The organism is Microbacterium lacusdiani (assembly GCF_054779895.1).
This window is the reverse complement of the sequence record NZ_BAAGXJ010000001.1, coordinates 103,090-117,956: the sequence shown is the minus strand read 5'-3', so window position 1 is coordinate 117,956 and position 14,867 is coordinate 103,090. Positions and strand designations below refer to the sequence as shown.

Genomic DNA, 14,867 nt, shown 5'->3' with positions numbered 1-14,867 from the left:
CGAAGTCGGTCACAGCTCCATCACGCGCGGCGCCGTGCGCCACCTGGTGGGACTCAGCGAGGGGTCAGAGCCACTTCGAGACGAGGTGGTCCGACGAGACGCGGCGCAGCGTCCCGGAGTGGCTGCGCAGCACCACGCTCTCGGTGTAGACGTAGTCCCCCTCGCGACGCACGCCCGCGACGAGCGCGCCGTCGGTGACGCCGGTCGCGACGAACAGGGTGTTGTTGCCCGCGACGAGGTCGTCGGCCTCGTACACATGGTCCATCTTCAGGCCCGCGTCGATGCCCTTCTGACGCTCGTCGTCGTCGCGCGGCCAGAGCCGGCCCTGGATATGCCCGCCCAGCGCCTTGATCGCGCAGGCCGTCACGATGCCCTCGGGGCTGCCGCCGACGCCGACGCACATGTCGGTGCGGGCGTCGTGACGCGCGGCGTTGATGCCGCCGGCGACGTCGCCGTCGCTCATCAGGCGGGTGCCGGCCCCGGTCTCGCGGATCTCGCGGATCAGCTGCTCGTGACGCGGACGGTTCAGCACCGACACGACCATCTCGTCCACCGGCTTGCCGAGCGCCTTCGCGAGCAGCCGGATGTTCTCGCCGATGGGCAGGCGGATGTCGACGACGCCCACGCCGGCGGGCCCGGTGACGAGCTTGTCCATGTAGAAGACGCTCGACGCGTCGAGCATGGTGCCGCGGTCGGACAGCGCGATCACGGAGAGGGCGTTGTTGCGTCCCTCGGCGGTGAGGGTCGTGCCGTCGATCGGGTCCACGGCGATGTCGTACGAGCGTCCCCTGCCCGTGCCGACGTGCTCGCCGTTGAAGAGCATCGGAGCGGCGTCCTTCTCGCCCTCGCCGATCACGACGACGCCGTCGAAGTCGACCGTGGAGAGGAAGGCGCGCATCCCGTCGACCGCGGCGCCGTCGGCCGCCAGCTTGTCGCCGCGCCCGATGAACGGCACCGCGCGGATGGCGGCGGCCTCGGTGGCGCGCACCAGCTCGAGCGCGATGTTGCGATCCGGGTGGAGCGGAGACATGTCGGAGGTCTGCATGTTTCGAGCGTAGGGGTGCGAGCCGTCCGCGCACCGCCGATCCGGCCGACAGGAATCGCGATTCTTTCCGATTCGCGAATGGACCCACCGTCCCTCCGCCCCAGGACCCGCCTGAAAGGCGCCCCGCCCGCCGCTAGACTGGCGACGCTTCATAGACCGACATTCCAAGGAGTCGTCCATGCCTTTCGCCACCCCGGATCAGTACGCGGAGATGCTCGATCGAGCGAAGGCCGGCGGCTTCGCCTATCCGGCCATCAACGTCTCGAGCTCGCAGACCATCAACTCGGTGCTCCAGGGCCTCCAGGAGGCCGGCAGCGACGGCATCCTGCAGGTGACGACGGGCGGCGCGGACTACTTCGCGGGCCACACGGTCAAGAACCGCGCGGTCGGCGCGATCGCGATGGCGGAGTACGTCAAGCGCGTCGCCGCCTCGTACGACATCACCGTCGCGGTGCACACGGACCACTGCCCGAAGGACGCGCTCGACAGCTTCCTGCTGCCGATCCTCGCGGCCTCGGAGGAGCAGTTCGCCGCCACGGGCGCCCCCATCTTCCACTCGCACATGTGGGACGGCTCCGCCGTGCCGCTCGACGAGAACATCGAGATCGCCAAGGAGCTGCTGCCCCGCACCAAGAACATCGGCTCGATCCTCGAGATCGAGGTCGGCGTGGTCGGCGGCGAGGAGGACGGCGTCAAGCACGAGGGCTCGAACGAGGCGCTCTACACGACGGTCGCCGACGTCGCCCAGGCCGTCGAGGCGCTCGGCCTCGGCGAGAACGGCCGCTACATCGCGGCCCTCACCTTCGGCAACGTGCACGGCGTGTACAAGCCCGGCGGCGTCAAGCTGCGCCCCGAGCTGCTCGGCGAGATCCAGGAGGGCATCGCCGCGCAGTTCGGCACCGGCGAGAAGCCGCTCGACCTCGTCTTCCACGGCGGCAGCGGCTCGACCGACGAGGAGATCGCGACCGCGGTCCGCAACGGCGTCATCAAGATGAACATCGACACCGACACGCAGTACGCGTTCACGCGCTCGATCGCCGGCTACATGTTCTCGAACTACGATGGCGTCCTGAAGATCGACGGCGAGGTCGGCAACAAGAAGCAGTACGACCCCCGCGCGTGGGGCAAGGTCGCCGAGACGGCGATGGCCGCGCGCGTGGTCGAGGCCACCAAGCAGCTCGGCTCGTACGGCCAGTCGCAGCGCTGACGCCGACGACATCATCCGGAAGCCCCGGCCCGCGCGTGCGGGTCGGGGCTTCCGCCGTTCCCGGCGGGGGCCTCAGCCGATCGCGGAGAGCTGCGACTCGACGGCCGCGTACAGCGCGCGGGACTCGGTGAAGCGCGCCTCGTCGTCGACCTGCCCCAGCACGACCGCGTAGACGCGGACCGTGCCGTCGGCGTGCGCGACGTCCTTCGCGGACAGCAGGCTGCTGCCCTCCAGCGTCCCGGTCTTGATCCCGACGACGCCCGGGTCGGCCAGCAGGTCGTTCGTGTTCTCCACGAGCCCGGCGCCGGGCAGCTCGACCGCGGGGGTCGCCACGATCTCGGCGATCACCGGATGCGCGAGCGCGAGCCGCCCAAGCTCGATCAGCGCGGCGGCCGTGGCCGTGTTCGCCGGGTCGATGCCGGTCGCCTCCACGATCGTGATGTCGGTGAGCCCGTGCCCGGCGAGGAAGTCACGGGCGGCGACAGCGAACGCCGCGTCATCGCCCCAGATGTCGGCGACCAGGATGTCGGCGTAGTTGCACGCGGATCCGATCAGCATGCCCTGCAGGAGCTGGTACTCGGTCAGGATGCCGCCGACGGGCACCTTGAGCGCGGACTCGCCGCGGGCCGTGTACTCCTCGTACGACGCGTTCCACTTCTCCACGAAGTGGTACTCCGCGCCCGCCTCGCCGACGGTGAGGGGACGCTCCTCGAGCACCATCAACGCGGTGACCAGCTTGGTGATGCTGGCCATCGGCACGGCGTGGTCGGACCGCGCGACCACGGGTCCGTCCCCGACGGCCACGGCCGCCGCTCCCTGCGCGGGCCACGCGAGGCGCGTCGGATCGATCTCGGGCGCGACGACCGCCGGCGCCTCCGCGACCTCCTCGGCGACCGCCTCCGGCACCCGGTCGGTCCCGGGACCGACCGCCGAGTTGGCGAACGTGGCGATGCCCAGGCCGAGTCCGCCGGCGAGCGCCACGAAGAGCCCGAAACGGGCGAGACGCTGACGACGGCGGCGGCTGAACGGACTCATCGCCGTCCAGTCTCACCCACCGGGACGCCGTCCGTGCGGCGACCCGCCCCGGAACGACCCCCGAGACGACCCGGATCGGCCCCTGATCCGGCCTAGCCGGCGGCCTGGTCGAGCACGGCCTGCAGCACCGCGGGGTCGCTGAGCAGGCCGAACGCCACGACGAGGCCCGAGAGCGCGTTGAACACGAAGCCGCCGGCGAGCGGGATCCAGAACAGGATCCATCCGCGCCGGTGCGCGCGCCACGTGAGCCAGGCGGTCAGGAGCCAGCCGCCCGCGAGCAGGAGCGCGGCCGCGATGCCCCAGCCGCCCGTCGAGGTGACGCCCAGCTCCCCCGCGTCGAGGCCCATCGCGTCGAGCAGCGGTGCGGGGTCCAGCATCGCCGAGATCGCGTTCACCATGCTGACCAGCCCGTACACGAGCAGGGCCACGGCCGCGGCGCGGTCGATCAGGCGGCCGGGAGTCATGCCGGCGGCCTTCACGGGCGCGCCGACCGGGGAGACAGGCGTCGCGGGCGGCGCGCCGGGCTCGGGAAGCGGCGGGAGGGGCTGAGGCCGACGGATGCGGGCGCGCTGCTCCTCGGGCGTCGCGTACTCGCCGTACTGCGGCCGCGGGCGCGGCTCGCCGGGCGACGTCGCGTCGGTCACGCGCGGCCCCGGCCGCCGATGGCGCGGTCGTCGCGACGGCCCGTGGCGTCCTGGCGCAGCTCCTTCGGCAGCGAGAACATCAGGTCCTCCTCCGCGGTGCGCACCTCCTCGACCTCGCGGTATCCGGCGCCGGCCAGGTCCGCGAGAACCTCCTGCACCAGCACCTCGGGCACCGAGGCGCCGCTCGTGACGCCGACGGTCTCGACGCCCTCGAGCCACTCCTGGCGCACCTCGTCGGCGTAGTCGACGCGGTACGCGGCCTTCGCGCCGTGCTGCAGCGCGACCTCGACCAGGCGCACGCTGTTGGACGAGTTGGCGGAGCCCACGACGATCACGAGGTCGGCGTCGCGCGCGACCTTCTTGATCGCGACCTGGCGGTTCTGGGTGGCGTAGCAGATGTCGTCCGACGGCGGATCCTGCAGATGCGGGAACCGCTCGCGCAGGCGGCGCACGGTCTCCATGGTCTCGTCCACCGACAGCGTGGTCTGCGACAGCCACACGAGCTTCTCGGGGTCCGGCACCTCGACCGTGTCGGCCTCCTCCGGCGAGTTGACGATCACGACGTTGTCGGGAGCCTCGCCCGCCGTGCCCTCGACCTCCTCGTGGCCCACGTGGCCCACGAGCAGGATCTGGTAGTCGTCCCGCGCGAAGCGCACGGCCTCGCGGTGCACCTTGGTCACGAGCGGGCAGGTCGCGTCGATCGCCTGGAGACCGCGGTCGGATGCCGCGTTCACGACGGCCGGCGAGACGCCGTGCGCGCTGAAGACGACGTGCGCACCCTCGGGCACCTCGTCGACCTCGTCGACGAAGATCGCGCCCTTCTTCTCGAGCTCCGTGACCACGTGGATGTTGTGCACGATCTGCTTGCGCACGTACACGGGCGCGCCGTAGCGCTCGAGGGCCTTCTCGACCGTGATGACCGCCCGGTCGACGCCGGCGCAGTAGCCGCGGGGCGCCGCGAGCAGCACCCGCTTGCGTCCGGGGCCCGGGATATCCTTGAGGGGCTCGCGGCGGACGTCCGCCCGGCGTGCCGGGACGGCGGGCACGGGCAGAGAGATGGCGGTGGCGCTCACACGTCGATTCTACGGGCGGCCCCTGAGCGGGGCCCGAGCGCGGCCATCCCGTCCGGTACCCAGAACCACTCCCGAGGCAGACCAGAGGTGGCATGACGTCGTTCCAGCCGGTGGCGGTGCCGGGCGAGGCCCCGCCGCCCGACAGCGTCCCGCCCCGCGACTCGCGGCCGGACGCCCCCACCTCCGTGGCGCGCCTGAACCAGACGATCAAGGGCTTCATCGAGCGCTGGGGTTCCGTCTGGGTAGAGGGCGAGATCACCTCCTGGAACGTGCGCGCCGGCGCGGTCTACGCGCGGCTGAAGGACCTGCAGGGCGACTCGCAGATCTCCATCCGGCTCTGGTCGAGCGTGCGCGGCCGCATCCCGGCGGACCTCAAGGTCGGCGACCACGTCGTGGCGTGCGTCAAGGCGGACTACTACGCCAAGGGCGGCGACTTCACCTTCCAGGTGTCGGCCATGAAGCACATCGGTCTGGGCGAGCAGCTCGAGCGCCTCGAGCGCCTGCGCGCGCAGCTGCGGGCCGAGGGCCTGTTCCACCCCGCCCGCCGCAAGCCCCTGCCGTTTCTGCCGCACTGCATCGGGCTCATCACGGGCGAGCGCTCGGACGCCGAGAAGGACGTGCACCGCAACGCCGAGCTGCGCTGGCCGCACGTGCGCTTCCGGACCGAGTACGCCGCTGTGCAGGGCGACCGGTGCGTGCCCGAGACGCTCGCGGCGCTGCAGCGGCTGGACGCCGACCCCGAGGTCGACGTCATCATCATCGCCCGCGGCGGCGGTGATCCGCAGACGCTGCTGGGCTTCAGCGACGAGCGGCTGGTGCGCGCGGTCGCCGCGGCGCGCACGCCGATCGTCAGCGCGATCGGCCACGAGAACGATCATCCGCTGCTCGACGACGTCGCCGACCTGCGCGCCTCGACCCCGACGGACGCCGCCAAGCGCGTGGTGCCGGACGTCGGCGAGCAGCGCGCGATCGTGGCGCAGCTGCGCTCCCGCATGACCACGCGCCTGACGCAGCGGATCGCGCACGACATCGCGCAGCTCGAGCAGCTGCGGTCCCGGCCCGTGCTGCGCTCCCCCGAGCACCTCATCCGGACCCGCACGCAGGACGTCTGGCAGCTCGTCACGCGCGGCCGCGAGCTGATCGAGCGCCGCGTCGAGCAGGGACGGCTGCGGACGGCCGAGCTGCGCGCGTCGCTGCGCGCGCTGTCCCCCGCCGCGACCCTGGCCAGGGGCTACGCCATCGCGCACGCCGACGGCGGGGTCATCCTGCGCGACGCGGCCCAGGCGCCCGCCGGCACCCGCATCGTCGTGACGCTCGACCGCGGCGCGCTCGGAGCGACGTCGACCGGCGAGCTGCCCGAGGGCCCGACGACCACGCCGTCCGAGACGTCGGACACCGGAAAGTAGGATGGGATCGTGACCTCCGAGCCCGCACTTCCCGGATCGGCACCGGCGGACGTCGCCACCCTCTCGTTCGAGCAGGCGCGCGACGAGCTCGTGCGCGTGGTCGGCGAGCTCGAGCAGGGCGCGCCGACACTCGAGCAGTCCCTCGCGCTGTGGGAGCGCGGCGAGGCCCTCGCCGCACGCTGCGATGAGTGGCTGCGGGGCGCGAAGCGCCGGCTCGAGGCCGCCCAGGGCGGCGGCGACGCAGAGGACGAGGGCTGATGGCTCGCGAGCCGCGCATCGTCGCCGAGCTCGGACGCCCGGAGACGCCCGAGGAGACGGCCGCCCGCAAGGCCGCGAACTCCAAGGCCTACCGCGAGAGCCAGAACATCCGGAACCTCGTGATCGCCCTCGTGGCGACGCTCGCGATCGTGCTGGTCATCGTGTGGGCCGTGCCGCGCGGCGAGCCGGCTCCCCGCCCGGGCATCGACCCGGCGCCCATCGCGGAGGTCGCCTCCGAGACGTACGGCACCGCGATCGTGCCCCCCGTGCCCGGCGAGGAAGAGGGCTGGCGCGTGAACCAGGCCCAGGTCGAGCCGGGCGCCCCCGCGTCCTGGAACATCGTGTACGTGCCGGGTGACGAGAGCTTCCTGCGCTTCTCGCAGGGCTTCGACGCCGACGCCACCTGGGCCGCGCAGCAGCTGGGCGGCACGGCGCCGGAGGGCGAGGTCGTGATCGCGGGCATCACCTGGCAGACCTACGACGTGAACCCCGACGGCAACGCGAACGTGTCGTACGCGCTCGGCACCCAGGCCGGCGCCGACCACGTGCTGCTGTACGGCTCATCGACCCCCGAGAAGACCGCTGAGGTCGCGGAGCTGATCGCGCCCCAGCTGCTGGAGCTCATGAAGGAGCAGGAATGACGAGCGCCGACGCCACCCGCACAGTGACGCCCGACGAGGCCTGGGCCGAGATGGTCGCGGGCAACGCCCGATTCGTGGCCGGCACCCCCGAGCACCCGCACCAGGACGTGGAGCGCCGCAACGAGATCGCGGCCGCGCAGACCCCCCGCGCCGCGCTGTTCGGCTGCTCGGACTCGCGCCTGTCGGCCGAGATCATCTTCGACATGGGCCTCGGCGACCTCTTCGTCGTGCGCAACGCGGGCCAGGTCGCGGGCGACTCGATCGTCGGCAGCCTCGAGTACGCCGTCGAGGTGCTGAAGGTGCCGCTGATCGTCGTGCTGGGCCACGACGCGTGCGGCGCCGTGCGGGCCGCGATCGAGAGCACCCACGCGGATGCGCCGGTGCTGCCGCCGTCGATCTGGCGCCTGATCGCCCCCATCGTCCCCGCCGTGCGGCGCGTGCTGCGGGCGAGCGCCGACCAGGGCGTCACGCCCGAGACGGTGGACGCCGAGCAGGTCGGCCGCGAGCACCTGCGCGACACCGTGACGGCGCTGCTGCAGCGCTCCGAGCTGATCAGCACGGCGGTCGCCGAGCGCCGCCTCGCGATCGTGGGCGCCAACTACCGTCTGGCCGAGGGCACGGTCGTGCCCGACGTGATCCTGGGCACGTCGAACGACGCCGCGGCCTGAGCCCCACCCGAACCACCCCCATTGACGAAGACGCCATCCGAAGGGACGACGAAGTGACCGAGATCGAGTACCGCATCGAGCACGACACGATGGGCGAGGTGCGCGTTCCGGCGTCCGCCCTCTACCGCGCGCAGACTCAGCGCGCGGTAGAGAACTTCCCGATCTCGGGCAAGGGCCTGGAGTCGACGCAGATCGCCGCGCTCGCCCGCATCAAGAAGGCCGCCGCGCTCGCGAACAAGGAGCTCGGCACGCTGGACGGCGCGATCGCCGACGCGATCGCCGCCGCGGCCGACGAGGTCGTCACGGGCCAGTACGACGCGCACTTCCCGGTGGACACGTACCAGACCGGCTCCGGCACCTCGTCGAACATGAACATGAACGAGGTCCTCGCGACCCTCGCGACGCAGAAGCTCGGCTCGGACGTGCACCCCAACGACCACGTGAACGCGTCGCAGTCGTCGAACGACGTGTTCCCGACGTCGGTGCACGTGGCCGTCACGCAGGCGCTCATCGAGGACCTCGTCCCGGCGCTCGACCACCTCGCGAAGGCCTTCGAGGAGAAGGCCGAGCTGTGGAAGGACGCCGTCAAGTCCGGCCGCACCCACCTGATGGACGCCACGCCCGTCACGCTCGGCCAGGAGTTCGGCGGCTACGCGCGTCAGATGCGCCTCGGCATCGAGCGCGTCGAGGCCGCCCTGCCCCGCGTCGCCGAGGTGCCCCTGGGCGGCACCGCCGTGGGCACGGGAATCAACACGCCGCTCGGCTTCCCGCAGAAGGTCATCGCGCTGCTCGCCGAGGAGACCGGGCTGCCGATCACCGAGGCCAAGGACCACTTCGAGGCCCAGGCCAACCGCGACGGCCTGGTCGAGGCGTCGGGTGCGCTGCGCACGATCGCGGTCTCGCTGACCAAGATCAACAACGACCTGCGCTGGATGGGCTCGGGCCCCAACACGGGCCTCGCCGAGCTGCGCATCCCCGACCTGCAGCCGGGCTCGTCGATCATGCCGGGCAAGGTCAACCCGGTCGTCCCGGAGGCCGTGCTGATGGTCGCCGCGCGCGTGATCGGCAACGACGCGACCGTGGCGTGGGCCGGCGCGTCGGGCTCGTTCGAGCTCAACGTCGCGATCCCGGTCATGGGCACCGCCCTTCTCGAGTCGATCCGACTGCTGGCCAACGCGTCGCGCGTGCTCGCCGACAAGACGGTCTCGGGCCTCGAGGCCAATCTCGAGCGCGCCAAGGCCTTCGCCGGCATGAGCCCCTCGATCGTGACGCCGCTCAACAAGCTGATCGGCTACGAGGCCGCCGCCAAGATCGCCAAGCACTCGGTCGCCAAGGGGATCACGGTGCGCGAGGCCGTGATCGAGCTCGGCTACGTCGAGCGCGGCGAGCTCACCGAGGAGCAGCTCGACGAGAAGCTCGACCTCCTCTCGATGACCCACCCGGGCTGACGGATCCGCCGTCAGGCGGATCAGTGAGAAGGGCCCGGAGGACATCGTCCTCCGGGCCCTTCCGGTCGTTGAGCGCTCGGTCGCTCAACGAGCAAGGGATGATCAGCAGCAGCGGCTGCCGGGGTTCGCCTCCTGATCGCGGTAGACGCAGCGCCAGAACTCGCGCTCCGTGAGCGGCGCGCGATCCGGGTGCGCGGCGCGCTCGTGGGCCACGTAGGCGCCGTACTTCGACTCGCCCGTCAGTCCCTTCGCGTACCACGCCAGCGCGCGCCAGGCCCGGCCGAGCGCCCCGAGGGCGCCCGACCGGGTCGCGACCGCGCTGTCAGTGGCCACGGACCGGCTGCCGGTCGGCGGGAAGCGCGTCCCACTGCTTCTGGATCTCGCGCTCCTCGGGCGTGGCGATCAGGCCCGCGGGGGCGAACCGGTGCGACGGGCGCGCCGGCTCCTCGTTGTCGACGACCTCGGTGCCGCGCAGCGCCTGCACGACGCGGATGATCGACCCCGTGATGACGATGAGCGTCAGCACCAGGAAGACGATCGACAGCGTGCCCTGGATCGCCGTGTTGCGCACGACGGCCGCCATCGCCTCGGGCGTTCCGGCGGTGCCGAACGAGGTCTCGCCCGCGTCGAGCGCCGTGCGGAACGCCACGTGGTTCGCCCAGTAGCCGACGGCCGGGACCGGCGAGAAGATCTTGAACAGCGACGCGGTGACCGTCACGACGGTCACGAAAGCGAGCGGCAGCCCGACGATCCACAGCACCCGGAACGTGCGGCGCTTGGCGACGATCGACATCACGACCGCGAGCGCGATCGCCGCGAGCAGCTGGTTCGCGATGCCGAACAGCGGGAACAGGGTGTTGATGCCGCCGAGCGGGTCCGTGACGCCCATCAGCAGCACGGCGCCCCATCCGCCGACCATGATCGCGGTGCAGATCCACGCGCCCACCCGCCACGAGGTGTCCTTGAAGCGGGGCACGAGGTTGCCGATCGAGTCCTGGAGCATGAACCGCGCCACGCGCGTGCCCGCGTCGACCGCGGTCAGGATGAACAGCGCCTCGAACATGATCGCGAAGTGGTACCAGAACGCGGTCATGGCCGGTCCACCGATCCACTGCTGCATGATGTGCGCGAGCCCCAGCGCGAGCGTCGGCGCGCCGCCCGTGCGGGAGATCACCGACTCCTCGCCGACCGACTCGGCCGCGCCCGTCAGCACCTCGGGCGTGAGGTTCACGCCCGTCAGGCCGAGGCTGTTGACGAACGCCACGGCGCCCTCGACCGTGCCGCCCGTCGCGGCGGCCGAGGCGTTCATCGCGAAGTACAGGCCGCGGTCGATCGAGATCGCGGCGACGAGCGCCATGATCGCGACGAACGACTCCATGAGCATGCCGCCGTAGCCGATGAAGCGCGTCTGGCGCTCCTTCTCGATCATCTTCGGCGTCGTGCCCGACGAGATCAGCGCGTGGAACCCCGACAGGGCGCCGCACGCGATGGTCACGAACAGGAACGGGAACAGGCTTCCCGGCCACACCGGGCCGGTCTCGCCGCCCGCGAACTCGCTGAAGGCGGGAACCGCGATCTCGGGACGCACGAAGATGATCGCCACGGCCAGCGCGACGATCACGCCGATCTTCATGAACGTGGACAGGTAGTCGCGCGGGGCGAGCAGGATCCACACCGGCAGCACGGCCGCGATGAAGCCGTAGACGATGATGCCCCACGCGATCGTGGTGCGGTCGAGCGTGAAGATCGCCTGGCCCCACTCGGTCTCGGCGACCATGCCGCCCGCGACGATCGCGACCATGAGCAGAGCGAAGCCGATCAGGGAGACCTCGGTGATCTTCCCCGGGCGGATCCAGCGCAGGTATGCGCCCATGAACAGGGCGATCGGGATCGTCAGCGCGACCGAGAACACGCCCCACGGGCTCTCGCCGAGCGCGTTCACCACGACCAGCGCGAGGATCGCCGTGATGATGATCATGATGAGCAGCGTCGCCAGGATGGCGGCCGCGCCGCCGAAGCGCCCGAGCTCGTCCTTGGCCATCTGGCCGAGCGAGCGGCCGCCGCGGCGCATCGAGAAGAACATCACGAGGTAGTCCTGCACGGCGCCGGCGAGCACGACGCCGACGATGATCCAGAGCGTGCCGGGCAGGTAGCCCATCTGCGCCGCGAGCACGGGCCCGACGAGCGGGCCGGCGCCGGCGATGGCCGCGAAGTGGTGTCCGAACAGCACGCGCCGGTCGGTGGCGACGTAGTCCTTGCCGTCCGCCTTGTACTCGGCGGGCGTCGCGCGCCGGTCGTCCGGCCGCACCAGGTGCTTCTCGATGTACTTCGCGTAGAAGCGGTAGAAGATCAGGTAGGTGCAGACCGCGGCGAACACGAACCAGATCGCGTTGACGGTCTCGCCCCGCACGATGGCCAGCATCGTCCAGGCGACGCCGCCGAGCAGCGCGATCGCGGCCCAGATCGCGATCTTGAGCGGGGTCCATCTCGGCTTGTCCTCGGCCGCGACGGGAGGCAGCTCCCGTTCCGGCGCGGTGGTCAGGGTCTCGGACATGAGCGCACGACTCCTTCATCGGTGAACGCAGGACGCCGGAGTCGTCGCCGACCCCGGCGATTCTCACTATAGGAACGCTCCCGGCCACCGGCGCGGCGGGCGCGCCGTGCCCGACGCCGCGAGGCCGCGCCCCTGCCGGGGTGCGACCTCGCGGGCGATGACGGCTCAGGCGAGCTCGCCGGCCTCCAGGAGGTCGGTCACGAGCGCGGCGATCGCCGAACGCTCCGAGCGTGTGAGGGTGACGTGACCGAACAGGCCGTGGCCCTTGAGGGTCTCGATCACGCTCGCGATGCCGTCGTGACGTCCCACCCGCAGGTTGTCGCGCTGCGCGACGTCGTGCGTCAGCACCACGCGCGAGTTCTGGCCGATCCGGCTCAGCACGGTGAGCAGCACGTTGCGCTCGAGCGACTGCGCCTCGTCGACGATCACGAAGGCGTCGTGCAGCGACCGGCCGCGGATGTGCGTGAGCGGCAGCACCTCGAGCAGCCCGCGCTGGATGACCTCCTCGAGCACGTTGTTCGAGACGACCGAGCCAAGCGTGTCGAACACCGCCTGACCCCAGGGGTTCATCTTCTCGGCCTGGTCGCCGGGCAGGTAGCCCAGCTCCTGGCCGCCGACCGCGAACAGCGGGCGGAACACGATGATCTTCTTCTGCTGCTGGCGCTCGAGCACGGCCTCGAGGCCCGCGCAGAGCGCGAGCGCCGACTTTCCGGTTCCGGCCCGGCCGCCGAGCGACACGATGCCGACCTCGGGATCGAGCAGCAGGTCGATCGCGATGCGCTGCTCGGCCGAGCGGCCGTGCAGGCCGAACACGTCGCGGTCGCCCCGCACCAGCCGCAGCTCGCCCTCCCCCGTGACGCGCCCCAGCGCCGAGCCCCGCTCGGAGTGGATCACCAGGCCCGTGTTCACCGGGATGCCGCGGACGTCGTCGTGCGAGGCGACCTCCGTCTCGTACAGGTCCGCCATCTCGTCGCCCGACAGATCGAGCGACGCGATCCCGGTCCATCCGGAGTCGACGGCCTGCTCGGCCAGGTACTCCTCGGCCGACAGTCCCAGCGACGCGGCCTTGACGCGCATCGGCAGGTCCTTCGAGATGACCGTGACGTCGTTTCCGTCCTGCGCGAGGTGCATCGCGACCGCCAGGATGCGGCTGTCGTTGTCGCCGAGCCGGATGCCGCTCGGCAGCACGGTGGCGTCGGTGTTGTTGAGCTCGACGCGGAGCGTGCCGCCCTCGCCCACCGGGACCGGGAAGTCGAGCCGGCCGTGCTCGATGCGCAGCTCGTCGAGGTGGCGCAGCGCCTGCCGCGCGAAGTAGCCGAGCTCCGGGTCGTGGCGCTTGCCCTCGAGCTCGCCGATCACCACGACCGGGATCACGACCGAGTGCTCGGCGAAGCGGAAGAACGCCCGCGGATCGCTCAGCAGCACCGAGGTGTCGAGCACGTACGTGCGCAGTGCCTGCTCCGACGACGCGTCGTCAGGTGCGGCCTCTCGCGCGGTGCTGCCGCGACGGCTGGCCTGCTGAGTTGTGCTGATGGTCACGCCCCACTCCCGACCCCGGGACCTTGCCCGGCTTCACTCGAGTCGACCTGGGGCCACGAGTCGCGAACCTGGATGGCCGACCCGACCGGGCACCTTGCCCGATGCGGACAACGTACGACCATCCGCGCATTCCGCGCGACGAATTACAGGCGTGTCGTTCGTAACAGGTGCGTGAACTTTCCGCGGCGGCCCGACACGCGCCGGATCAGCCCCGCGCGACGGCCGCGCACGCCTCGTCGAGCAGGCCGAGCGTCTCGTCGTCGGTGCCGACGTGCGGCGCGATCCGCACCGTCCCCGACCGCGTGGTCGCCGTGACGCCGCGGTTGGCCAGCTCGGCGCCCAGGGCCGCGACGCTCGCGGGCGCGAGCGCGACGATGCCGGCGCGGCGCTCCGGCTCGAGCGGCGTGTCGATCGGGATGCCGTGCCGCTGCGCGATCTCGATCACGCGATCCACGCGCTCCGTCAGCGCCGCCTCGATCTCGGCGACGCCGGCGTCCGCGACCTGCCCCACGGCGACGGCCAGGCGGGCCGCGGCCAGCACGTCGGCGCCCGAGATCGTGTAGGCCTGGGCGGTGGCGGCCGGCGGCGGCACGGCGTCGGGCGTCATGCCGCCCTCCGCACCCCCGAATCCCGACAGCACCGGAGCGATGGACGCTCGCGCACGCGCGCTGAACCACGCGAAGCCCGTCCCCCGGCCGGCGCGCAGCCACTTGTACCCGTTGCCGCACACGACGTCCGCCGCGGACCAGTCGGCGTCGATCACGCCGAATCCCTGCACGGCATCCACGATCAGGAGCCGGTCGGGCCCGATCGCCTCGCGCAGGCCCGCGAGGTCGGCGCGGTAGCCGGTGCGGAAGTCGACGAGGCTCACGGCGAGCGCGACGGTGTCGGCGTCGAGCGCCTCGGCGACGGCTTCGGGCGTGACCCAGCCGCCCTCGGGCGCCAGCCACTGCGGGCGCACCCGCCCGAACGCGTCGGCCGCGCGTGTGAGCGCCGTCGGGATCGTCGGGAACTCCGCGGGCGAGGCGAGCACACCGCCCGACAGCCCGTAGACCGCGTGCATGACGCCGTACGTCGTGGAGGGCTGCAGGGTGACCTCGTCGACGGCCGCTCCCAGCAGACCGGCCACCGCGCCACGGGCCTCGTCGATGCGCTCGTGCACGTGCGCGATGCTGCTGGCCCGGCCCGTCCCCAGCATCTCCAGATCGGCGACGACCTCGTCGCGCACCTGGGGCGACAGCGGCCCGAAGGACGCCCAGTTCAGGTAGCCGGGCTCCCCGGGGAACGACGACCGGAAATCCGCGATGGTGCTCACCCGCCCATTCTGGCAGGCGCGCGCAGGACGGGGC

14 protein-coding genes are annotated in these 14,867 nt (G+C 71.9%); 6 read left to right on the top strand and 8 right to left on the bottom strand.

The annotated features are described in order from the left end of the window. Window positions 1-64: 64 nt before the first annotated feature. Window positions 65-1,045, bottom strand: coding sequence for a class II fructose-bisphosphatase (gene glpX / locus ACYVGN_RS00570; protein ID WP_134745337.1), 981 nt, complete (start codon window positions 1,043-1,045; stop codon window positions 65-67). Window positions 1,046-1,223: 178 nt separating this feature from the next. Between glpX and fbaA the strand changes: the two genes are divergently transcribed. Continuing rightward, the gene (gene fbaA / locus ACYVGN_RS00565) at window positions 1,224-2,252 is read left to right on the top strand and encodes a class II fructose-bisphosphate aldolase (protein ID WP_055989835.1); all 1,029 of its coding nucleotides are present in this window, start codon (window positions 1,224-1,226) and stop codon (window positions 2,250-2,252) included. 72 nt (window positions 2,253-2,324) lie between these two features. Here the strand turns inward: fbaA and ACYVGN_RS00560 are convergent, their stop codons facing one another. From ACYVGN_RS00560 to ACYVGN_RS00550, 3 genes are all read right to left on the bottom strand, one after another. After that, a complete protein-coding gene (locus ACYVGN_RS00560; protein WP_460788094.1) occupies window positions 2,325-3,287 on the bottom strand; it encodes a D-alanyl-D-alanine carboxypeptidase family protein in 963 nt (320 codons plus the stop codon). Window positions 3,288-3,379: 92 nt separating this feature from the next. Then, the gene (locus tag ACYVGN_RS00555) at window positions 3,380-3,931 is read right to left on the bottom strand and encodes a DUF6264 family protein (protein ID WP_134745335.1); all 552 of its coding nucleotides are present in this window, start codon (window positions 3,929-3,931) and stop codon (window positions 3,380-3,382) included. After that, window positions 3,928-5,004, bottom strand: a complete 1,077-nt coding sequence (locus tag ACYVGN_RS00550; RefSeq protein WP_082543019.1) for a 4-hydroxy-3-methylbut-2-enyl diphosphate reductase — start codon at window positions 5,002-5,004, stop codon at window positions 3,928-3,930. The genes ACYVGN_RS00555 and ACYVGN_RS00550 overlap by 4 nt, the downstream gene beginning before the upstream one ends. A gap of 92 nt (window positions 5,005-5,096) precedes the next feature. Here ACYVGN_RS00550 and xseA point away from each other — a divergent pair, with 92 nt between their 5' ends. From xseA to ACYVGN_RS00525, 5 genes are read left to right on the top strand one after another with little or no spacing between them, the layout of a single operon-like run. Further along, complete coding sequence (xseA, locus tag ACYVGN_RS00545) at window positions 5,097-6,410, top strand: exodeoxyribonuclease VII large subunit (protein ID WP_460788092.1); 1,314 nt, start codon at window positions 5,097-5,099, stop codon at window positions 6,408-6,410. 9 nt (window positions 6,411-6,419) lie between these two features. After that, entirely contained in the window at window positions 6,420-6,668 is a 249-nt protein-coding gene (locus ACYVGN_RS00540; protein ID WP_055989846.1) for an exodeoxyribonuclease VII small subunit, read from the top strand. Further along, window positions 6,668-7,309, top strand: coding sequence for a DUF4245 family protein (locus ACYVGN_RS00535; RefSeq protein ID WP_134745334.1), 642 nt, complete (start codon window positions 6,668-6,670; stop codon window positions 7,307-7,309). Before ACYVGN_RS00540 ends, ACYVGN_RS00535 begins: the two co-directional genes overlap by 1 nt. Then, window positions 7,306-7,977, top strand: a complete 672-nt coding sequence (locus ACYVGN_RS00530) for a carbonic anhydrase (protein ID WP_134745333.1) — start codon at window positions 7,306-7,308, stop codon at window positions 7,975-7,977. Before ACYVGN_RS00535 ends, ACYVGN_RS00530 begins: the two co-directional genes overlap by 4 nt. A 53-nt stretch (window positions 7,978-8,030) precedes the next feature. Continuing rightward, window positions 8,031-9,425, top strand: a complete 1,395-nt coding sequence (locus ACYVGN_RS00525) for a class II fumarate hydratase (RefSeq protein ID WP_055989855.1) — start codon at window positions 8,031-8,033, stop codon at window positions 9,423-9,425. A gap of 102 nt (window positions 9,426-9,527) precedes the next feature. Here ACYVGN_RS00525 and ACYVGN_RS00520 read toward each other — a convergent pair whose 3' ends face one another. The 4 genes from ACYVGN_RS00520 to ACYVGN_RS00505 form a co-directional block, all read right to left on the bottom strand. Then, complete coding sequence (locus ACYVGN_RS00520; RefSeq protein WP_460788090.1) at window positions 9,528-9,758, bottom strand: YbdD/YjiX family protein; 231 nt, start codon at window positions 9,756-9,758, stop codon at window positions 9,528-9,530. Beyond that, window positions 9,748-11,979: a carbon starvation CstA family protein gene (locus ACYVGN_RS00515; RefSeq protein ID WP_460788089.1), complete on the bottom strand. Its 2,232-nt coding sequence runs from the start codon at window positions 11,977-11,979 to the stop codon at window positions 9,748-9,750. Before ACYVGN_RS00515 ends, ACYVGN_RS00520 begins: the two co-directional genes overlap by 11 nt. A 165-nt stretch (window positions 11,980-12,144) precedes the next feature. Continuing rightward, window positions 12,145-13,431, bottom strand: coding sequence for a PhoH family protein (locus ACYVGN_RS00510; protein ID WP_460788318.1), 1,287 nt, complete (start codon window positions 13,429-13,431; stop codon window positions 12,145-12,147). 292 nt (window positions 13,432-13,723) lie between these two features. Next, window positions 13,724-14,833 carry an aminotransferase class V-fold PLP-dependent enzyme gene (locus ACYVGN_RS00505; RefSeq protein WP_460788087.1) on the bottom strand — a complete coding sequence of 370 codons (1,110 nt, stop codon included), beginning with the start codon at window positions 14,831-14,833 and terminating at the stop codon, window positions 13,724-13,726. Window positions 14,834-14,867: the final 34 nt, after the last annotated feature.